This is a genomic window from Thermostilla marina (genome assembly GCF_054657455.1).
The window spans coordinates 2,658,141-2,679,715 of sequence record NZ_BAAHYR010000001.1; the positions used below are offsets into that span (position 1 = coordinate 2,658,141).

The following is a 21,575-nucleotide window of genomic DNA, read 5'->3' on the forward strand; positions in this document are numbered from 1 at the left end:
TCACCTGGGCATAACCGAAGCGAAAAGCGATCGTAGTATGCCGACCGTCTCGTCCAGATGGCGTTCCGCCAACTGTTCAGCCAAAGCCAACCACTCTGGAGCACACTCGCCGCAAAGAGGGAAGCCATGAGGATCCGCCCGATGCCGAGCGAGTGCCGCCTGCCATACGAAGTGCAATAGTTTGGTTGCCACTTCCTTATCCGAAGTCGAAAAACGATCAAGAAGTGGCATCATGTCGGGAAGCCTCCGGTACTCTCGGGCCGCCACATCGGCGGGAATAATCTGGCCAATTGGTCTAACGAAGGGATGCTTCGCGAAGCAAATCGCGCGGTCCCAAAACACCTTGCGATCGGGCTTCGCGTGCCACAGCCGCTCGAATGCCAGAGTCAAACTTGGCCGAATGGCAACAAGCAGATCTTGGCTCCCTTTATTGCCCAGCCAATCTATGACATCATCCGGCAGATCCATTAGCAGCAACCTGGCAGCCGCGTAATCAAACAGTATAGTGTGTGAGAAGGTGATGCTTCTTGCTGCACCTGGGACAACCGCATCTGATGCTCTCAGAATGCCGAGACTTCCCAACGTTCTGATACACTGATCCCAGCTATCGACACGCTGGGAACACTGCTCCTCACTGAGATTCAACGACCGCCCATCAACCATCAAGTGCACGCATTCTTTGATCGCAGTTTTCAAGCTGCCGTCGGTGTCGTTCTTTTCGACTCGTTCCGCCCAGTACAAGTCAAGCAGTCCTACCTGCGTCTTTATTTCGGAAAGACGTTGGTGATCCACGTTGCTCTCGACCAGTTCCACAAGTAGTTGCAAGTTAAACAGATTTCGAGTAAGCTCCTGAAGCTCCCGGCCGCATCGATTTCGTACCTCGGCGACTTCCGGAGCTTGCTGTGCGAAAAGATCCAACTCTTCATCTGTCAGAAGCGGCACGCGCAAATGCCTCACACTCTTGAACTTATCGTTCGCGACGTCCGAGACAGGCTCCCCTCTGAACAGCCGCTGAATATCACGACTGTGCGCAAGGTCATACTCCCGAACAGACGCCACCACACGCCAGCGTTTAGCATAGCGGCGAATCTGCTCAATGAGGCTACACAACGTATTTAGGCCATGGGTCGTACGTGCAGCATCCAGAGCGTCGATAATGAGCACCGCCGGCCGAGAACCCGACCAATCGGCCAGCACATCAACCAAACAACGAGCATCTGGAAGCCGCAGCTCTACGTCGAGCTCACCAAAAGATGTGGCCGCCAACTGATCCACTGCGAGGACAATTACGTCGCCTTCTTGCTCATGGAACGCATTTGCAGTGTCATATAAGCAACCAGACTTACCGGCTCCAGCCTCACCAACTACGAGCACGTCACCTTGCGCAGCCTGGAGCAGTTGTTGGACAACGGGACGCCGAATCTTAATTGCCTTGCCTCTAAATGTTATTTGTGATCGCAAACTAAGATGTCTCTCGAATACGGCCGATCGCTGCTTCAACGTATCAATAGCACCGAGGGCAGACCGTGCCGGGCGGGAAATCAACCCACGGTCTTCGAGTCGCCGGCTGAGAAAGCGGCGATCAGCGCCAGTCCGATTGGGAGCCAACTCGCGAACGATACCGACGAGGCAATCCCATGCTTGGTTAGCCATCTGGGGGTCTTTGAGAACAGTGGTCCGGAGCAGACGATCAGCTTCACGCCGTGTTTCCCCGTTTCCGCCAAAATCCAGCGGAAGCACATGCATCAGTCGCAGGACGTTCAGTACATCCTCATCTCGGCAACCGCTCGCGTTCAACGCAGAAAGCGATTCGCGGACAAGCTCCTCAACCAGTCCCAAGTCATTCCGTTCTTTCTTAGACAGCCGAGGGCGGAGGTTTTTGAGGTCTCGATAACTGCCACACGTTCTCAGCCGGGCAAGCAGTTTTCTCAACTCATCGCGAATAGTTGCTGGTGCGTCATGACCGACTGCCAGTACAAGCCTATCCCGATCCAAGTCGAGACGGCGCGATTCTTTGTTGGAAACATAACCTTCATGGTACTGTCTTACGAACTGCTCAATTACCGAGCGAAACCTCCCGTTGTCCGAAAAGCTCAGCGACGCTTTACACTGGAAAAACAACTGCCCGTCTGCACTCGTTTCCACTTTTAGGTCATCGACGGGATATTGTGTTTCAGCGTCCAGCCGCAACAGCGTGACGTCGGACGGTAGGCCGAGAATCGAGGGCGCAGAATCTTCGGCCAAAATCAGACATGCCAACCAAGCTGCCACATTCTCCTGGAAAGTGGTCCCTTTTGTTGTGCCTGCACCGCCGCTCATCCGCTGATTGTCCTTCCTGTTTGCATACTCCGAGAATTGAACATCAGTGCCACCGCTCCTCTCGTAAGCGTATAGTATATCGCAAGGGGGCCAAATCGCGGAGGGGCAGGACCCCGCGGTACGGGGGGTGCGGCAATTCCCGCTTCACTCGAAACTGGGACGCGGCGTCGAGAGACAAGAAACTCGTGACAGATTTGGCACTGCCGCAAAAGCGCACCGTGTTGTTAACCCAGAGGGGGGTGTTCAACGGAGAGTTTGACAGTTTGCGGCGGGTTGGGTTCGGGCTGCGAGCGGAACCTGCTTGGGCGGGGTAGAAAAGGCCGACTCTCAGAGGGGCTAAATAGGTAATTCGCCGGGATGAAGAATGGCGGGGGAGATTGGTGTAAGTGCTTTTCTGGTAAAGACTTACGTCTTATACAAACGCAAAACGCCGGGGCGGCTGTCGCCTCGGCGTTTAGGCTTACCCATGGTTCGGTCTCCACTCGAGACCGACAGAAGGCTCCCCGACCTGGGCTCGAACCAGGGACCTAGCGGTTAACAGCCGCTCGCTCTGCCAACTGAGCTATCGGGGATCAAGGTCGCGAACAAAAATAATATCTCAACCTACGGCGGCGTTCAAGAGTAGCCGAAGCTGCCCCGTCACCGCTCAACCAAAATCGTAGCACGCTCCTGAGACTTTGACCAGAGGGGGAGGCGGGTTGACGTAACTACTTGTGGTCACATAGGTGACGTTACGCAAAGAGAGATTGCATGTTCCCGCGGTGCGCGGCAGATTTTCTCTCTTGAAGTCGCCATTTTTCGGTCATCGTCCGCCGCCAGGACGGGAGAAACCGCCACCACCGAATGGGGACCTTCCTGAAAAGCCTCCAAAACGTTGGAAGAAGGGCGAGCTACCGCCGAACGGGGGGCGGAAACCCGACGACGACGAGGACGAGCTGCTCGGGCGGCTGCTTGACGACTGGCTGGAACGACTGCGCGACGAACTGCCGAAACCTACTCCCTCTCCCAACAAGGCTGAAAGCGCGTCGCGAATCGCGTCAGGGTTGGCGTTGCCTATCGGAATGACTTGCATCGTTTCGTCACTGTCGGTGGCCGCCTTCTGATCGAGCTGGGCGATCAGTTCCTTGACTTCGGACATCAGCGGCTCGGGCGCCGACACGACGATCGAGTTTGTCCGGCTGTCGACGCTCAAGGCCATTTTTTGTTGCTCCTCCTCTTGGTTCGTCCCGCCGCGACCGCCGCCACCACGAGATCGCAACAACTGCATTATTTGCTCAGGGCTTGGGGCACCTCCTCGCGAAGACGACGATTGGACCAATCGATCTTGGTATACCTCCTTCAAGATCGCCAAGATTTCTTCGGCTTGCGTATTCTCGACCGGAATGATGACCGTCTTCGGTTCGACGAGAACCTCCTCGGGACTGTCGGGGCGGTCCAACACTTTGAGAATCTTCTCGATCAACTCAAGGTCGGAAGGATACGCCTGAACAATCAATGCATTCAACCGCGAGTCGGGCGTAATTTGGATCGTGTCGGAGGGTGTCAAGCTCACGCCGTCATCTTCGAGGAGCGAGCCGACCAGGCCACCCCCGATGTCGCCGAACGCCATGCGAGCCATGTCCCCGATCAGTGAGCCGCCACCACCGGACGACGTGCCGTTGGTCAGCGTTCCACCACCAAGAATCTGGTCGATCACGACGGCTACCTGCTCAGCCTTGGCGTGCTTCAGATAGTAAAAAACGAGTTGCGGCCCCCGATCGGCGGCCCCGCCGCTGACCATCGTGCGCACGAGATCTTCAAAGCGATTCAACGCTTCGATATCCTCCGACGCAATTACGAGCCCCTCAGGGGTCACGCTGATCACGATCGGCGGTTTGCCGGAATCGCCCTCGCTTCGATCGTCGTTCGCCGGTTCCGATGCACCGTCGGCCTCGACGCCATCAGGAGATTCGGGCTCCACTTCGTTCGTTTGGGCAGCAAAGCGAAACAGCGACCGGGACGCCCCTGTACGTGTGGCCGTTTCGGCTACATGGCCTTCTGCCGCCGAGAACTGCGAACCGCGGAATCGGTCGTGGTCCCGATCACCACCCTCAGGCCGACCGAAGCCCCCGAAAGGCGGCCGGAAGCCGCCTCCAGGAAATCCTCCACCGGGAAACCCGCCCCCCGGAAAACCGCGGAAGCCCCCCTCAGGACGCTGCTGGTTCGATTGCGATCCGGAATCGGCATCGCTGCTTCGTCGTGTTCCCAACAACAATGTCGGCGATCCCGAAAACCCCAGGTCGATCCGTTCGGCTCGGATCGACTGTTCTTCAGCTTCTTCGGGCGCGGTGCCCTCGCCGTTTCGCATGGTCGGAACGACCGCGGAAGGCGTCACCAACTGCAATCGGTTATCACCCATTTGCGGCCAGATTTCTTGGATTTGCTTCAGCAACGTCTGGGCCTCGTCGACGCTCATCGGGATCGTCCGAATGGCGCCCGCGGGAGAGCTCGAAGCGTCGGTCGTTTCGCCCATTTTCTGCAAGAGTTCGCGAATCTGCTCGATTTGTGATCGGCTTCCCCGCACGAGCAATTGCCGGGTCGACAAATCGGCGTCGACCGTAGGCAGATTTTTGTCCTCGGTCGATTCCGTATCGATTCCGAACAACTTATTGATGGCGAGAACGGCCACCTGCGGATCGACCACTCGAAGTGGGATCACTTCGACGAGTCGTGAGTCCTCCTGCATTTGATCGAGCGTAGCGCGGATAGTCGCTAGTTGGGCTGGTCTCGCCCAGGCAATGAGATTCCCCGTTTCGGGGTCGAGAGCCAATCGGACGTCGGGGAAGCCCGCCATCAAGGTCTGCACGACCTGGAGTACCGATTCGGGATCGGCGGAAGTAACGGGGAAGACCTCTAATTGGGGCGTCGCGCTCAGGGCCGCCATCGCGCCTCCGGTGGCCGAGGGATCAATCTCACGGAGAATTTCTTCGACGCGGTCGAGTACTTCTGGGGTGCCTGTGACCAGCAAACGATGTCCCGTGGGATCCAGCGCGAAACGGAATGTACCGTCTTCGCTGGCGGTTTGATCGGGAGCAATGCCCAACAATTGCCGCAAGACCGTCAGTGTTTGCTCGACCAAATTGGGATTCAGGTCGAAGGTGCGGACTTCGGACCCTGCCACGAGCGTTGGATTTTCACTGGCCTCGATGACCTTGCGAATCGTTCGCAGGCGGCCGGCGGTATCCGTCACGAAAAGCTGGCGGGAATTGGGTAACACGGTGATTTTTCCCTGCGGGCCGAGCAGTTTGCTCACTTCGGCTTCGGCCTGTTCGGGGGATAGACGACGAAGTTGGAACAGCACGCTGACCAGCTCGTACTCGCCGCGGTCGTCGAGATCATCGAGCGAGACGGTATCGATCAGATTTTCCGGGATGCCGTCTTCCGTGTTGATGACGATCAGCATCCGATCGCGGCGGATCAGCACATAGCCTTTGAGCAACAAGACGCTGTTCAACAAGTCGATCGCTTGAGCCGGAGTGTAAGCCCGATCGTCGACATAGTTGAAGGTGCCCGGCGGGGGAGCATCCATTACCAGAGACAATCCGGCTTGATCGGCCAGCCATTCGATGACTTCGTCCCAGGGTTGGTAGCGAAAATTGAATCGCAGTTGGACATCATCACCGGGCAGATGCGGGCTATCGGTCAACTCGTTCTCGTCCGATGTGCCCTCCGAAGCAATTTCCGCTTCCGGTACCACCGCCTCACTACTGTCCCCGGCAGTGTCGGCTGCGCTTTCAGAACCGGATTCCGGTTGCTCCATTGCACCCTGGGGTTCGGCGGCCACTTCTTCGGGGGTCGACGGCGAAGCCGATCCGGACTCGCTTGGAGGCGACGTTTCTTCAGTCGCAGGCGCCGGAACGGGTTCTGAAACGCCTTCTGTCGACTCGGCGGCAGCCTGGTCGTCCGCGGTCGCTTCGGCCGATTCGGACGCCGGCTGCTGTGCCGGGTGTGCTGCACCGGGATTCGTTTCGGCAGGATGCTCCATTTCTTCCGGCACCGTTGTCGCAGGCTCGGACGACTCGGCTTCCGTTTCGCCCTCGCTTTCGCCATTCGTGGCATCGGTTGCCGATTCGCCGGCCTGGGGCCCGGAATCCTCCCCTGTTGCGGAATCGTTCGGAGTCGGCTGTGTCGAATCCGTTTCGGCGGTTGGAGAAGCCGATTCGTCCGGCGACGGTTCCGATGACCCCTCGGGCGCCGTTTCCGGCGCGGCAACAGCAGGCGTGTCCGGTTCCTCGGGGGAGGCGGCTGTTTCGGGCGTGTCTTGTACAAGGCCGTCCGGGGCCGGTGGTTCGTCGGGAGCGGCGGGGGCCTCGATGTCCGCCGCCTGTTGCGGCACTTCGGCCGGTTCTTCCGGATTCGGCTCGATGGCCGTCCCGAGAACGATCTGTTGCAGGCCTCTCCGCTGCTGGTCCGTGAGCGTGGCGGCGATTTGGACCTCATATTCGCGACGCAAGCGATCAGCTTCCGCTTCGTCTTCCAACGACATGACGGCCTGTTCGCGCTTTTCCAGCAGTTCGCGAATGCGGGCGCGTTGGTCGTCGCTCAAGTTCAAGCGATCAGCCAGCGACGAATCGACCAAAGCAGAAAGTCCTTCGCGTTTGAGACGCATCTGTTCCAGTTTGGCACGCTGCTGGATACTAAGCAGAGCAAGCCCCTCTCTTTCTGCTTCGCGCCGAAGAGCGGCCAGCTTGGCACGTCGTTGGTCGGGGGACAGGTCTCGCAGCGAAGATGCCATGTCCAATGCGTCGGATTCGTAACGGTCGATGAGCTCTTGGAGCTGCGTTCGCTGGTTATCGGTGAGCCCCAGTGATTCGGCAACGTCCGGTTCTGCCGCAATCGCCAACACGCCGACGACCTCTCGCTCGGCGGCATTCACGGACGTGGCACTTCCCCACACATAGGTGCCGACCAGGCATACTGCGAGAGCGATTGAGGCCATCCCGGGCAACGAGCGTTTTCGTAAAAATCGTCCAGCCATGGCGAGGGCTCCGTGCCGGAGACTTGACGGGGACAAAGCAGCGAATCTCGAATCCACGTTGCACCTCATGGTTGTCGTCTGCCCGATCGAAGCGACCGGCATCGATCCACCGAGAATCGAACGCCGGAAAAACGGGTTCCGCTCTTCAGTGAAGCGGAACAAATTGCCGCAAACTCTTATTTTAACACGGGATGCGGGGTGGAAACGCGACGCCGAGAGGATTTGCCGTAAGAGGTGGTGCCCCCAACCATACAACCCGCACCGTCCGTCGAAACGGCGCACATTTAAGCGCAATAGGCACCCTATCTCTCATAACACCACGGACTGGTGGGAAGTTCCGCAAATCCGTTCGGCACGACGGCATTTTGCAGAGGTCAGAGTAGCCCCCTCGCCATGGTGGGAGGCAAGAGGGTGCGGAGTAATGCTTCAGCGCCCCAAAATGCCGAATCGGTGGACCGTACGATGTTCGTATACCTGGCCCGGCCGGAGGACGGTGCTCGGAAAATTGGGGCGGTTGGGAGAATCAGGGAAAAACTGAGTCTCCAAGCATACGGCTCCGTACTTGGGGTAGGTGCGCCCTGCGGCCCCTAAGCGGCCGTTTAGCCCGTTCGCCGTATAAACCTGAACGCCGGGAAGGGTCGTGTAGACCTCCATTACCCTTCCAGAGTGGGGTTCTAAAAGCTTTGCACAAAAGCTTTGTTCGTTGGGGCGTTGCTTGTTGAGGACAAAGCAATGATCGTAGCCGCCCACTTCGTCAAGGTCGCGGCCGATCGGCTTTGGGTTCCGGAAATCAAAGGGCGTGTTTTCCACCGGGGCAATTTCACCCAAAGGGATCAACGTATCGTCGACCGGCAAGTAGCCGTCGGCGTTCAATTGCAGCACATGATTGCGAATGTCGCCGTTTCCGGCGCCGGCAAGATTCCAATACGCGTGATTGGTAAGGTTGACGACCGTCGGTTTGTCGGTGGTTGCGTGGTAGTCGATGATGAGCTCATTGTCGTCGTTGATGACGTAGGTGACGACGGCCGTCAATGTGCCTGGATACCCCTCGTCGCCGTCTTCGCTGACGAGCGTGAAGCGGACGCCGACGTGGCCCTCCCCCTGGACGGGCTCCGATTGCCAGATGCGTTTATGAAAGCCGACCTTGCCGCCGTGGAGATGATTGGGACCGTTGTTCGTCGCCAGTTGGTAAACCTGCCCGTCGAGCTCAAATCGCCCTTTGGCGATGCGATTGGCATATCGGCCGCAGATCGAGCCGAAGCAGGGATGTCCCGCGAGGTAGTCGTCGAGGGTCTCCAAGTACAGCGTCACGTTTTCGACGTTTCCCTGCCGATCGGGGAATTCGACGGCCGTAAGCGTGGCACCGTAATCGGTCACTTTGACGACCAACCCTTTGGTGTTGGCCAAGGTGTAGAGCATGACTTCGGTGCCGTCTTCCGTCTTGCCCCAAACCGTCGACTCGAATCGCATGCCTTGGTCGCTCCCGAAAGATAGGGTATCCGCCGAACACAAAGCCAAACCGGCAAGAATCGCCGCCGCTACCAACTGGAACCGTTCGCCCGACTTACAACTCGTGACAAACGCGGCCATATGGCACCTCGTCCGGAAATGGAGTGCGCGTTTTCCGACGGCATCGCGGGCCGTTCGGTTGCGTCGATTATAGAAGGCGAAGCCCCTCGAACGCAAACACACGCAGAATTGCACCGCCGCCGCTCGCGCCGGCTCAAACGGGGTGGACTTCCGGTTGAATTATCAAGGCGTACCTGTTCAGAGATAATCGGCGAACAGCTCGCGCGAAGGCCGCGGAATGACGATCTCAGACACTAGAAGGCCCCGTTCTCGCGCTTCGGCAGCCGCGGCCTGAACGCCTGCCCGAACGTCGGCGACCGTCCCCGTCATCAAGATCAAGCCTTTGCCGCCGAGCGCCATTGCCACGTGGATGCGAAAGAGAGTCACTCTCGCGGCTTTTGCGGCGGCATCTGCGGCAGCCAAGGCGGCTGTGCCGCTGAATGTCTCGACGACGCCCAAGGCACCCGAATGATCTCCGTCCAGGGTGACCGACTGCCCCAAGGCGGGAAAGACCGACTCGTGGACGTTCGGGATGACCAAATGATCGATCACCGAGTCGGGAGCAGTCTGCAATCCGGCCTGTACGGCGGCTTGCACGTCACTGACCAGCCCGCCGACGACGATCAGATACTTGCCGGAACAGATCGTGCGGGCGATGAGCAGCTCGACCGAAGCCGCTTTGAGCATGTTGTCTTCGACGAGATACCCGATTCCCACGCTGGAGAACTCGATTGCACCGATTGCTTTTGCCGTAGCCATGCCGCTGATCCGTTGTTCGTTGAATGACCCGATGGTTTCTTGCCGCCCGTGCCGTGTTCGCCGCTAACGCGCCTCGATCCAGACGACGCCGTCCTCGATTGCGGTGACGGTTCCTGCAATCGACGCGTGAACCGGTGCGCCCAGCGCCGGTTTACCGTCGGTGACGGGCGGTCGTCCGACGACCGTGCCCACGTCGACCGAATCGCCGACGGCGACGGTCGGTTCGCAAGGCGCCCCGATGTGTTGTTTCAGTTTGACGCCGACGCGATCAGCTTCGACGGTGCGATCGACCAGCGGACCGACGTTCGGGAACTGCATCAACCCGAGTTTCTGCATCAGTCGCTTGGTCGGTGCACGGCGGTTTTTCAGATGGCGATCCGCCCGCTCGGGAACGAACGGCGGATTCTCCCAACGCTTCTTTTCGGCGGCCAGCCGTCGCTTGTTTTGCACGCAGACGTTACGCGGATCCAAATCTTCGGGACACGAATACAGGCTGCACAAGTTGCATTCGCAGCAATACGCCGTGCCGATCGTGTTGGCTTCGCCGACGAGGTTGAATCCCAAGCTGCGCATGGCCCGGTGCGGCTCGATCGGGTGCCCCAGCAGCCAACGGGGGCACAACTCGGTGCAAAAACTGCACTGGTCGCAGGCTGCCCGCCCGATGCGGGCGATCTGGCTCCAATCCTGCTTGCGACGTTTGACGACGATGTGGTCCTCGGGCAACACGATGACGCCGCCTGTGGTCTTGTCCACCAGCGCGTCGTGGTTCGGCTCGAGGTAGCCCATCATCACACCGCCTACGACATATTGCGGATCAGGGACGGTCGGTCCGCCCGCGGCCTCGACACACTGGGCCAACGTGACGCCGACCGGAACTCGCAAGGTGACCGGTTCGGCCACGGCTCCGGCGATCGTCAAATACTTGTGCGTGACGGGCTTGGGGGCGTGCGCAATATTCAAGGCCGTTTCGACGTTCGTAACCACGGCGCCCACGTTCAAGGGAATACCGCCCGGCGGAATCACCCGTCCGAGTACCTCGTAAACGAGAATAAACTCGTCGCCCGACGGATAAGCATCGGGCAGCGGATGGATGTCGACGTTCGCGGGAACTTTCGGCTCCAAGATGGAAATGACGTTCGTATACTTCCCCTTGATGCCGATCGCCCCCCTTTCCGCGCCCACCAGACGCATTGCCGTCTGCAACCCGGCGAGGACGTCGTCTACGTAATCCCGCAGGACCTCTTTGTCCTTATGCAGCAGCGGTTCGCACTCGGCGGCGTTGATGATCACCGTGTCGGCTTGAGCGGAGAGTTTCACGTGCGACGGAAACCCGGCGCCGCCGGCGCCGACCACTCCGGCTTCGAAGATATCGTCTGTAGTAATGTTGGCCATCGAAATGCCGCCCAATGAGCCATGTCCAAGAAAGATGCACAACGACCGGCACGGCAGACAACCGGAAGGTCACCTCTGCAATATCGGCCGATTTCTCCCAAAAGGTTCATCATAACGTGCACTGCCGGTCGTCGCCAAGATTGCCCGCAGAACCCGTGCGCGAAACCGAAAGGGAATGCTTTCGCTGTTTCCGGCACTTTTGTTCCTGTGAATGAAATCGACGTTGAACACATTCAAGAACAGCCGCGGCGGAGCCGAACCACGAGTTCGACTCCGCCTTCGGCATGCACCGTCGGAAAGAAGTGAGGTGTGATCCTCCAACGATTACATTTCGCTCTCGTCCTCCGTAGTCGCTGCGAACGCCGATCCGGTCAGGTCTCGCGTCTTGAACTGGCCGACGAGTTCCTGCACCGCCGTGGCCTGAGCGCCGAGCTCCTCACTGCTGGAGGCCAGCTCTTCGCTTCCGGCCGCCGACTGTTCGACCACCTGGCTGATCCCCTCGACGGCGCGGGCGACTTCTTCAGCCCCGGTGGCCTGCTCGACGGTCGCTTCCGCGATTGCCGTGATTTTCTCGGCCGTTTCGCGGACGCTCTCCATGATCTCCTGGAGCGCTTCGGCCGTTTCATGACTGAGCGCGTTTCCTTCTTCGACCCGTTGGGCCGATTCTTGGATCAGCTTCGTGATTTCGCCCGCGGCTTGATTCGACCGTTCGGCCAGCTTGCGGACTTCGTCGGCCACCACGGCGAATCCCATGCCGTGTTCCCCGGCGCGGGCGGCTTCGATCGCAGCGTTCAAAGCCAGCAAGTTCGTTTGGCCGGCAATCTCGGAAATGACCTGGATGATCTCCGAGATCTGTTGCGAGCTTTGCCGGATCAACTCCATCGCCTCGCTGGAACGACGCACGGCATCGCCGCCTTTTTCGGCCACGCGCGAGGCTTTGGCGGCCAGATCGGTCGCCTCTTTGGCGTTGTTGCGGACTTCTTCGACCGAATGCGTCAACTGCTGCATCGAGGCGGAGATCTGTTCGACCGCGGCGCTTTGCTCTTGAGCACCGCCGGCCAGGCTTTGCGACGATTCGGCGACGACCCGGGCTCCCTCGGCGAACTGCAAGGCGCCTTCCCGCAATTCGGCGATGATCGCCTCCAGCTTGTCGACGAACCGATTGAACCACTTTGCCATCTCGCCCAGCTCGTCATTCGAAGAATCGTCGAGCCGTTTCGTCAAATCGCCCTCGCCTTCGGCGATGTCGCGCAACATGACGATGGCGTTTTGCAGCGGCCGGGTGATGCTGCGCGTGATGATCATCGCCGACACGGCACCGATCAGCACGACGGCAAACAACGTCGCAAGCACGATCGTGCGAGCTTGGCCTCGCAGAGCGTCGGCCTGAGCGGCGACCGCCGCCGCCACCCCGTCGACGACGGCATCGAGCGTCGCCAAGGCTTCGGCGCTGTCGACGATTTCACCACCGGCGGTCAACAAGGCATCGACCGCTTGGGTTTGATTGGCCTGGTACGCGTCAATCTGCTGACTCAACTTTTTCAGCAATTGCGGGTCGAGAGGCGTCTTCCAGTTGTGTTCCTCGGCGTACAACTCCATTTGGTGCAGCATCTCGATTTCGTGCTTCACGCGAGCAATTGATCTTTCCATCTCGGCAATGCGGGAGCTGTCGAGGTCGGCCTTGAACGACACGGCTTCGACCGACAATTCTTCCAGGGCGATAATCGCTTCCGAAAGATTGGCTTCCGACTCGACGGCAAACTTTTCTTCGAGTTTGCTTGCCCCCGAAGCCGCCAGCTCGTCGAGATGTTTTTCTTGTTCGTGCAGCATTTCGTCGAGTTCAGCCATCATGGCCTTTCGAATGCCGCCGGCCTCTTGCAGCTCGCTTGCCGCCTTAGCTTGACGATCGCATAGCTCACCCGCCGCGGTAACGTATTGATCGAATCGCTCATCGAATTGGGTGAGAGCCCGGCGCACTTCGGGCTCCAACACATCTTCCTCGATTGCATCGCGGAGTTCCCGAACGCTTTGAGCGGTGGCTTCGTGCTGTTCTCGAATTTTGGCTGCTTGTTGAGGATCGGCGAGAGCCGACCGAAGGTACTCGGCCTGGAGTTTGCCGAGCTCGGTCGTCTGCCGATTGATCTTTTCAGCAAGCGTTTCGTTTTGCGAGATTGCATTTACCGCATTGAGATAGTACAAACCCGCGGCACCGACGACGATCGCCAGCACGACCGCGGTACCGAAGCCCGCGTAGATCTTCGTGCCGATGTGCATTCGGTTCAACCAGCCGCTTCGCCATGCAACGACGCCGCCTGCGATAATGAACACGACGAAACCGAGCAGCAGTGATGTCGCACCGCTGGATGCGGTAACTTGGATTTCGTGTCGCGGGACCTGGAACGTCCGCGTGCGTGCCTGGTCGAGTTGGGCAAGTCGAGTTTTGTCGAGCAAGACGACCGAGAATTCCTCGGCATGGAACTCAGGGAGCGTTTCTTCCGATGTCGCCGAGGCATGGGGCATACCATGGGATTCAGCATCCTTCGAAGTCGATTCGTGAACGGCAACATGCTCGACGGAACCGACCGCCGCAGCTTTCTCGGCGGCGGCGATGATCGCCGCTTGCTCGGGATGTTCGCCCAGCCAGCGCACTTCTCCCGATTCGAGGTCGTATACCGCACCGACCACCTGTAGCTTGCCGGCTTTGACGCGTTTGCGGGCCGCCTCGCTGCGGTGGAACAGCTCGGCGATCGCCTGGCGGACGTTTTCTTCGACTGCATACGGGACAAGATCCTTGCCGTGGGCGTCGGGATGGGCCTGAGCGGCTTTTTCGACGGCCGGGACGATGTTGTCCACCAGCTGCGGAATGCTTCCGTGAACCGCAGCTTTCGTGGCGACTGCCGTGACGGCACCGCACTGCGTGTGGCCGAGGACGACCAACACCGGCGTTCCCAAGTGGTCGACACCGTATTCGATCGAGCCGACTTCATCGACGTCGCACACGTTTCCGGCCACGCGAATGACGAAAATGTCGCCGATTCCCTGGTCGAAGATCGATTCGACGGGTACGCGGGAATCGGAACAGGCGATCACGGTCGCAAAGGGATGTTGACCTTCCTTGGCAGTTTCTTCACGGCGATCGGCATCCAGCCGCGGGTGCTTCATTTTGCCCTTCACGTACCGCGCGTTGCCGCGCTGTAGCTCCTGAATAGCTTGTTCCGGGGTAAGCAACGGCGCGTCATCGCTGCCGTGATCGGCCGCGAAGGCCGTACCGCACAGCAAGAGTGCCGAAATCAGGGATGCCAGGATTCGTTTGCACGACATGGGAGCGATACCTCCATCACGACTTGTAAAACGATTCAGGAAACGCAATTGGGGGTTTTGGGGCTTTCGGTGCGACCCGATTACTCAAGGATGTAGCGTCAGTGGAAGAAAAAACAATCTTTGCGGGTTGGTGAAATATAGATTGACTTTCCACGGATGCATGCGGGAAACGCCGGTTTGCAGCAAAAACGCGAATGTGTCAGCCGACGTTGCCGGACTGTAAAGGACATCCATCGTACGAATTGGGAACGGTCAATCGAATCAGCCTGCAGCATGACCTGCACATTTTGCAGACGGGTAGTAGCGGCTGTTCCGGTTATGTCCCCCGATTCGATGGGGCACAAAATTTCTGTTCGATGTGTCCAATTTTCACACATTTCCCTCGCAGGCGGTCATGTCGACAAGCATACTCGTCATGGTCGGCATTGGAGATTTTCGAAAAGGAAAGGAATGGAACGGCTTGGAGGGTCGGTTGTGAAAGGGTCTTGGTGTCGAAAAGCCGTAGCGGCGGTCGGTTTGGCGATCGGTTGGGCATCGATGGGAGCAGCGGTAACGGCGATGGAGGGGCTGATTATCGAGGCTGAGCAATACGCCCAGCGAGTGCCGGACGACGGCACATTCGCCGAACCGTTCGCGCAAGGAAATGCCTCGGCCGGGATGGGCCTCTTCAAGTTTTTCCCATCCGAAGGGCGTTGCGAGTGGAAAATCACGTTCCCCGAGGCAGGCACGACGCGCTTATGGGTGCGCTATGCTGCCGGCGGTTCGCCGATGTTGCGCTATCGCCTGCTCGATCCCGCGGGCAAGGAGCTGTCGGCAGGCCGACTGAACGTCGAGCCGACGGGTGATCTGGAGGTGTGGGGATGGGAGCTTCTGGGTGAATTGTCGCATCCGGTGGGTGTAGTTCGTTTGGAGGTTCAGGGCGCGCCGTTGCGTTTGGACTGCTTTTGGCTCGGGAACAGCGACCCGCCGAACCTGGAAGACCTCATGGCGGCGCAAATGGCGCGCGTACGCTCGCATTTAGAGCATCCCATCGAACCGATTGCGCCTGACTGGTTGACCGAGGCCGATGAGTACCGTTTGCCCGAATGGTACGACTCGATCCGCGTGTGTGCGCACACGCGATTGTCGTGGTCGTGGAACCGAAAGGATCCGGATCGTTTTTTGCACGCGGGCGAAAGGTTGGCAACGCTGGGGTTTCATGAGATCGTTCGCCACATCAAGACGGGCAGCGAAGGGGCCTGGTGGCCCAGCAGCGTCGGTGCGGTCCTACCCCAGGCGAACAAGGTCGATTATGCGAAGCAAATCATCGACGAAGCGCACGCGGCCGGATGTCGTATCATCGTTTACCATCGGCATATGGAAGACGATGCGATCGCCGAAGCGCATCCGGAATGGGTGGCGAAAGACTTCCGCGGAGAACCGCTCGTCAAACGCGGCACGAAGATCTGCTTCAACACGCCGTATGCCGATTTTGTTGAAAAGCGGCTGGTCGAGCTGGCCGAACGGGGAGCCGACGGGTTTTATTTCGACGAAGTCCATATGCCGAAACCTTTTTGCTGGTGCGACAACTGCCGGAAAGCGTTTCAAGAGGCGACCGGAATGGAGTACCCGCGTTCGCCGAATCCGTTCGACCCTGCGTACCAAAAGGCGATCGAATTCAAGAACGTGACGATCGAACGTGTGTTTCGAAAGTGGCGAGCGGCGATTCATGCGGTGAATCCCGAGTGCGTGCTCTTGATTTCGTCGAACTCGTATCCGCAGATGAGCGACCGCCACACGACGCACCGGCTATACCGCATCGCCGATGCGATGAAGACCGAGTTTTCGCTGCCGGCGAGAGCTTCGGGGAGCCGGATTTTCGCGACCGATCCGACGATTGCACCGACCGAAAACGACGCCCGCTTGGCATTGGGATACGCGATCGCCAGGGACGCGACCGACGGCCGTCCGCCGCACGTGTGGACACACGGTTTGCCCAACGGCTTGCATGCTCGATTCGCGACGGCCGGATTGATCGTTCACGGTTGCGTGGCGAATCTCGACCATCCCGAAAATACCATTCCCGATCCGGAGTTGTTTGCCGATGCGGTCGCGCTGGGCAATCGCTTGTCGCCGGCGTATGCGGGAAAGAAACCGATACGGTTCGCGGCAATTCATTTCAGCGAGTATGCGCGCGACTACTATTTGCCGGACGAATCTGCCGCGTGGAAAAAGGTGTTGTACCCGGTGTACGGAGCGTTTACGACATGCCTTCGGGATCGCTTGCCGGTTGGAATCGTAACCGACAGTCAGTTGGCTCAAGGACGCCTCGACGGATATCGCGTGTTGTTCCTTCCGGCGCCCGATCGGTTGACCGACGAGATGCGCCGGGAGGTAGAGAAGTTTGAGGCTGCCGGCGGTTTGGTCGTCCGACAGAAGCCTGAATGGGAATGGCACCGGCCGAATTCGGGGATGGCCGAGGCAAGCAGCGCCTTTCGGGATACGCTACGTTCCGTGTGGGGCGATGCCCCCTATCGCATCACCGGTGGCCCTGCGAAGATGCATGCCGTCGCCTTCGCCGATCAAGCCCATTCGGAGTGGACGATCGGCTTGGTGAATGATTTTTCGTGGGTGTTCACGGGGCATGCACGTCTTCCCTCGGGGGAGTTTTCGCCCGCTTACCTTGAAGCCTTGCGTTTTCGGGGGCCCGAGCCGTGTCGGAACGTGCGCGTGGTAGTGAACCCGGCGTTCCGAGTCGAAAACGTGCGCGAGATCATCACCGGACGGACGCTCGAAGTTCGTCAGGCTGCCGACGGTTCGACGGTGATCGACGTGCCGGATTTCGAGTGCGCGGCGGTGGTGACATTCCGCGTGCGCTAGTTCACCGACTACGGTGCGAAAGCGATGCTTGCCGCATTGCGCGCGGTTTACGGCGTGCCGATGCAATACAGGAATCGCTTGCCGCGGAGGTACAGTCTACCTTCGGTACAGACCGGCGAGGCGGTGAATTCGTCGTCGAGCGTGTTCTTGGCGATCTCGCGGTATTCGGAATCGGCCGCGACGACGGTGCACTCGCCTTCGAGATTGACGAAGTAGACTTTTCCGTCGGCGATGATCGGGGATGCCTTGAACGTGCCGCCGAGTCGCTCCCGCCACTTGATCTCACCGCTCGCGGCGTCGAGGCATTGGGCGATTCCATTGTCGCTGACGAGAAAGAGCTGGCCGCGGTAATAGATGGGAGTCGGCGAATCGGGGCAGTTACTCTTATTTTCCCACAGAATGCGGTCGGAGGAGAGGCGTCCGTTGCCGCCGATGCGCGCCGCGAAGGTCGGCCCCCCTTTGCCGATCGTGGCAAATACGACGTCTCCGGCGACGACCGGGCCGGTGATCGTTCGGTTGCCTTCCAGCCCCGGCAGATACCACAGTTGTTCGCCGGTTCGGGCATCGTAGGCGTCGAGCCACGTGCCGCCCATCACGATGATTTCGGTGCGGTCGCCTACCCGACGAACGATCGGCGTGGTGTACGCGTCGCACCATTCTTTTTCGGCACCGGTCATGCGGAGGGTGAACCAACGTTCTCGCCCGGTAGCCAGTTCGTGCGCGACGATGTAGCTAGGATTCGGTTTTTCCCAAAGGTCGGCCAACGAATCTTGCATACACACCGAGATGAGCAAGTCGCCGACGATGATCGGACTGTTTGCATGCCCCCACCAGATGGAATAGGGAGCATAGTCGTCCTGCATATTGCGACGCCATACGGTATTGCCGTCGAAATCGGTCACGACCAAATCGCCGTTTCCGAAGTGGAATACGACATAACGGCCGTCGGTCGTGGGTGAGGGGCTCGCCCCGTTGTGGTAACGATGGTATTTTTGGCGGCCTCGTTCACCGGTGCGGGGAAGTTCGGCTTCTCCCAGTTTCTTTTGCCATACGATCTTGCCCGTATTTCGATCGATGCGAAGGGCAACCAAGTCGAACGGTCCTTCATTGTCTTCGTCCGGCGGCTCGACTTGGGAGGTCAGGAAGATGGCGTCACCCCACACCGCGGGCGTACTTGCCCCCCAAGCCGGAATCGGCGTTTTCCAGACGATGCCTTCCGTTTCGCTCCAGGTCGCGGGCAAGTGAGTGGAGTCGAACACACCGTTACCGTCGGGTGTGCGCCAGGCGGGACGGTTGTCATCGGCCGACGACACAGAGGAAATCGCCAGTACGGCGGATACGACAAGACACACGATATTTCGCGTACGCACGGGGAAACCTCCGACTATTCGAGGACGGCAGCGGGACATCGGTCCGCGGGGTAGGTAATGGACGTGCCCGACGATGGTCGAGTCGAGGAACCAACATACGCTAAGCGATCGAGTTTCGCAACGCACCTGTTGCCGCATCCCGACGAGCGCTTGCCTGTCGATGAACGGCCGATCACAATGCAGTCGCTCGAAAACCGCCCGCGGCCGCTTGCCGGGCAAGCGAGTGAACAATTGCCTCGTGTCGATGAGGAATTCTGTCATGCATCGAAAACGCTGGTCGACGATCGCTTTCAGGAGTTCATTCTGCCTGTTGATTGCGGCGGCTGTGTATTTCAGTCGGAACGGCGGAACCGCCCAGGCGAAGACGCTCACCTTGATTCGCTTTGGCACGTTGCCGTCGCAAGCGGCGTACGCGGTCGAACGGCTCGGCGCCGAGTTGAAGACCAAAGGCTGGACGCTTCAGGAGCTTCCGTCATCGGTTGAACCTTCTTCCGAAGTGATCCTGTACTGTGGGATTGCAACCGAACCGGCGATTCGGAAACGGGTGCTTCAAACCGGGGCCGCCCTGCCCGATCAGGCGGAAGGTTACACCCTGGTGCGAGCGGCGGACGGATCGCGTCGACGGTTGATCGTGTGCGGAAAAGACGGGCCGGGATTGATGTACGGGCTTCTCGACGTTGCCGCCGCCGTGCGCACGTCGTCCCATTTGCAAGCGGCGGCGGACGCCGTGCAGACGGGATCATTCGCACCGTTTCTGACCGATCGCGCCGTCTCCACGTATACGATGCAGCGGCGGTTGTTCGAACAACGCCTTCACGACCCGGCATATTGGGAAACGTTGTTCGACATGCTGGCCGAAAGCCGCATCAATAGCTACGTGATCATCTTCGGGTACGAAAACGGCGGATTCATGGCGCCCCCCTACCCTTTTTTCTTCGATGTCGAAGGTTTCCCGGAGGTGAAGCTGAACGATATTTCGCCCCGGCAACAGCAGGCGAACACCGAAGCTTTACGACGGCTGATTCGCCAGGCCCATCGGCGAGGGATTCGAGTGACCCTGGGTATTTGGGATCACATTTATCGTGGAGGCGTGCAATCGGGTGGAATCGACGATGATTCGGCTCGGCCCGGCGCAGCCGCCGGTCACCTGGTGACAGGGGTGACCAAGGAAAACCTGGCCGCCTACACGAAGGCGGCGTTGACAAAGCTGTTGGTCGAATTCCCCGAAATCGACGGAATTCAGTTCCGCATGCATTGGGAATCGGGCCTTACCCGCGAGGAGACGCCCGGATTTTGGCGCGACGTGTTCGCAAAGCTGCATGAGATCGGGCCGAAAATTCGCTTCGATCTGCGGGCGAAGGGCTTGCCCGACGAAGTCATCGACGAAGCCGTCCGGCAGAATTTGCCGTTTCGGATCGCGACCAAATACTGGATGGAACAGATGGGGCTGCCGTTTCACCCGACGCACGTCAATCCGCAGAATCAACGCGATCGCCGTCACGGCTATGCAGATTTGTTACGATATCCCCGTCGATACGAAATGCATTGGCGACTGTGGAACGGCGGGACCACTCGCATGTTGTTGTGGGGAGATCCGGATTACGTACGCCGGTTTGCCGAGAGCTGCCGCCTATACGACGGGCGCAGTTTCGAAGTGAACGAGATGCTGGCCACGAAGATGCTGGGCGAGCCGCACGACGCGGAACCGTTCTCGCTACTTCAGCCCGAGTATCGGTTCTACCGCTACGAATGCGAGCGGTATTGGTACTTTTATCGCGTATGGGGAAGGCTGACGTACGATCCGACCCTGGCCGACGATTTTGCAAGCGACGAGTTCGTCTCGCGATTCGGAGAATCGGTCGGTCCGCATGTCATGGTCGGATTGCATCATGCGTCGCGCGTGCTCCCTCGGATCGTGGCAGCGGCCTACAACTATCGCTTTTTCCCGACCACACGCGGCTGGGCGGAAATGATGCGATTCGGCGACTTAGCGACGTACGCGGCGGGCACGGGAACCGACATTGAACAGTTCGAAAGTTACCACGATGCGGCGAAACGCCTGTTGGCCGGTGAATCGACCACTTTGCGTTCTCCACTCCAAACGGCGCGATGGTTTGAAACGACGGCGGAGACCATCGAAAACGAGATTGCAGCGATCGAAGCGGATCAAACGACCGTGCCGGAACGCTCGCGGCAAGAGCTGGAGACAACACTTTGTGACTTACGCGCGTTGGCCGGCCTGGCCCGATATCACGCTGCGAGGATGAGGGCGGCCGTGTGGTATCACATTGCACAAGAAACGCAAGCCGCGCAAGCGAAGTCGGAATGCATCAATGCGGCCGAGAACGCGTGTCGGGCGTGGCGATCGATTGCCGAAGCCGCCGAGGGCATATATTCCGACGATGTCGCGTTCGGCGTCCATCGGGTCGGTTTTCCTCGAAATTGGCGAGAAGAATTGACGGCCTTGGAGGCCGAACTGCCTGTCCTGCAAGAAATGCAGGCAAACGAAGTGATGCCCGACGAAGCATTCGCGCGGCTGAAGGAGAGTATCGCGCGAGACGCAACACGGCCTGATTTTCGCGTTTCGTGTGCGGGATCGACCGCGGCCGCGCCTGGGAAAGACTATGTCGTGGCGGTTCAGGTTACAGGCGACGTGTTTCCGGCGGTTGTTCGCCTACACTATCGGCACGTGACGCAATTCGAAGATTACGAGGTGGTCACGATGGCCGCCGAGAGCGCGCATGGTAAGTATCGGGCAGCCATTCCCGGCGAGTTCATCGTCCCGGAATGGGATACCATGTATTTTGTCGAAGTGGCTGCTGAAGACGGCTCCGGCGGACGATACCCCGACTTGGATGCCGAAATGCCCTATATCATCGTGCCGACCGTGCGATGACGAGCGCATTCCGCAGGCTGCGCTGGATGCCGCCCGCGGGAGAAACCACGAAATGTCACTCAATCGCAATCGG

9 protein-coding genes and 1 tRNA gene are annotated in these 21,575 nt (G+C 59.2%); 2 read left to right on the forward strand and 8 right to left on the reverse strand.

The genetic code is table 11. From position 1 onward, the window contains the following. The 7 genes from ACYQ2I_RS09730 to ACYQ2I_RS09760 form a co-directional block, all read right to left on the reverse strand. Positions 1 to 2,319 carry an NACHT domain-containing protein gene (locus ACYQ2I_RS09730; RefSeq protein WP_460166817.1) on the reverse strand — a complete coding sequence of 773 codons (2,319 nt, stop codon included), beginning with the start codon at positions 2,317 to 2,319 and terminating at the stop codon, positions 1 to 3. 499 nt (positions 2,320 to 2,818) lie between these two features. Next, positions 2,819 to 2,891, reverse strand: a tRNA-Asn gene (locus tag ACYQ2I_RS09735). A 230-nt stretch (positions 2,892 to 3,121) separates the two neighbouring features. Beyond that, a complete protein-coding gene (locus tag ACYQ2I_RS09740; RefSeq protein ID WP_460166818.1) occupies positions 3,122 to 7,336 on the reverse strand; it encodes a secretin N-terminal domain-containing protein in 4,215 nt (1,404 codons plus the stop codon). 426 nt (positions 7,337 to 7,762) lie between these two features. Further along, a complete protein-coding gene (locus tag ACYQ2I_RS09745) occupies positions 7,763 to 8,926 on the reverse strand; it encodes an aldose epimerase family protein (protein WP_460166819.1) in 1,164 nt (387 codons plus the stop codon). Positions 8,927 to 9,103: 177 nt separating this feature from the next. Continuing rightward, entirely contained in the window at positions 9,104 to 9,664 is a 561-nt protein-coding gene (locus ACYQ2I_RS09750) for a BMC domain-containing protein (RefSeq protein WP_460166820.1), read from the reverse strand. 63 nt (positions 9,665 to 9,727) lie between these two features. Beyond that, positions 9,728 to 11,056: a 4Fe-4S dicluster domain-containing protein gene (locus ACYQ2I_RS09755; RefSeq protein WP_460166821.1), complete on the reverse strand. Its 1,329-nt coding sequence runs from the start codon at positions 11,054 to 11,056 to the stop codon at positions 9,728 to 9,730. Positions 11,057 to 11,380: 324 nt separating this feature from the next. After that, positions 11,381 to 14,377: a methyl-accepting chemotaxis protein gene (locus ACYQ2I_RS09760; protein ID WP_460166822.1), complete on the reverse strand. Its 2,997-nt coding sequence runs from the start codon at positions 14,375 to 14,377 to the stop codon at positions 11,381 to 11,383. A gap of 450 nt (positions 14,378 to 14,827) precedes the next feature. Here ACYQ2I_RS09760 and ACYQ2I_RS09765 point away from each other — a divergent pair, with 450 nt between their 5' ends. Continuing rightward, the gene (locus tag ACYQ2I_RS09765; protein WP_460166823.1) at positions 14,828 to 17,236 is read left to right on the forward strand and encodes a hypothetical protein; all 2,409 of its coding nucleotides are present in this window, start codon (positions 14,828 to 14,830) and stop codon (positions 17,234 to 17,236) included. 47 nt (positions 17,237 to 17,283) lie between these two features. On the opposite strand, the gene ACYQ2I_RS09770 is transcribed toward ACYQ2I_RS09765, so the two are convergent. After that, positions 17,284 to 18,606 (reverse strand): outer membrane protein assembly factor BamB family protein, encoded by a 1,323-nt coding sequence (locus ACYQ2I_RS09770; RefSeq protein WP_460166824.1) that lies wholly within the window; start codon positions 18,604 to 18,606, stop codon positions 17,284 to 17,286. Between the two features lie 259 nt (positions 18,607 to 18,865). Between ACYQ2I_RS09770 and ACYQ2I_RS09775 the strand changes: the two genes are divergently transcribed. Beyond that, positions 18,866 to 21,502 carry a hypothetical protein gene (locus ACYQ2I_RS09775; protein WP_460166825.1) on the forward strand — a complete coding sequence of 879 codons (2,637 nt, stop codon included), beginning with the start codon at positions 18,866 to 18,868 and terminating at the stop codon, positions 21,500 to 21,502. The last annotated feature ends 73 nt before the right edge of the window (positions 21,503 to 21,575 follow it).

Coding starts and splice junctions, on each gene's coding strand:
- ACYQ2I_RS09760 (WP_460166822.1), bottom strand. CDS start 14,377: ATGTCGTGCAAACGAATCCTGGCATCCCTGATTTCGGCACTCTTGCTG.
- ACYQ2I_RS09740 (WP_460166818.1), bottom strand. CDS start 7,336: ATGGCTGGACGATTTTTACGAAAACGCTCGTTGCCCGGGATGGCCTCA.
- ACYQ2I_RS09765 (WP_460166823.1), top strand. CDS start 14,828: ATGGAACGGCTTGGAGGGTCGGTTGTGAAAGGGTCTTGGTGTCGAAAA.
- ACYQ2I_RS09755 (WP_460166821.1), bottom strand. CDS start 11,056: ATGGCCAACATTACTACAGACGATATCTTCGAAGCCGGAGTGGTCGGC.
- ACYQ2I_RS09775 (WP_460166825.1), top strand. CDS start 18,866: ATGCATCGAAAACGCTGGTCGACGATCGCTTTCAGGAGTTCATTCTGC.
- ACYQ2I_RS09745 (WP_460166819.1), bottom strand. CDS start 8,926: ATGGCCGCGTTTGTCACGAGTTGTAAGTCGGGCGAACGGTTCCAGTTG.
- ACYQ2I_RS09750 (WP_460166820.1), bottom strand. CDS start 9,664: ATGGCTACGGCAAAAGCAATCGGTGCAATCGAGTTCTCCAGCGTGGGA.
- ACYQ2I_RS09730 (WP_460166817.1), bottom strand. CDS start 2,319: ATGAGCGGCGGTGCAGGCACAACAAAAGGGACCACTTTCCAGGAGAAT.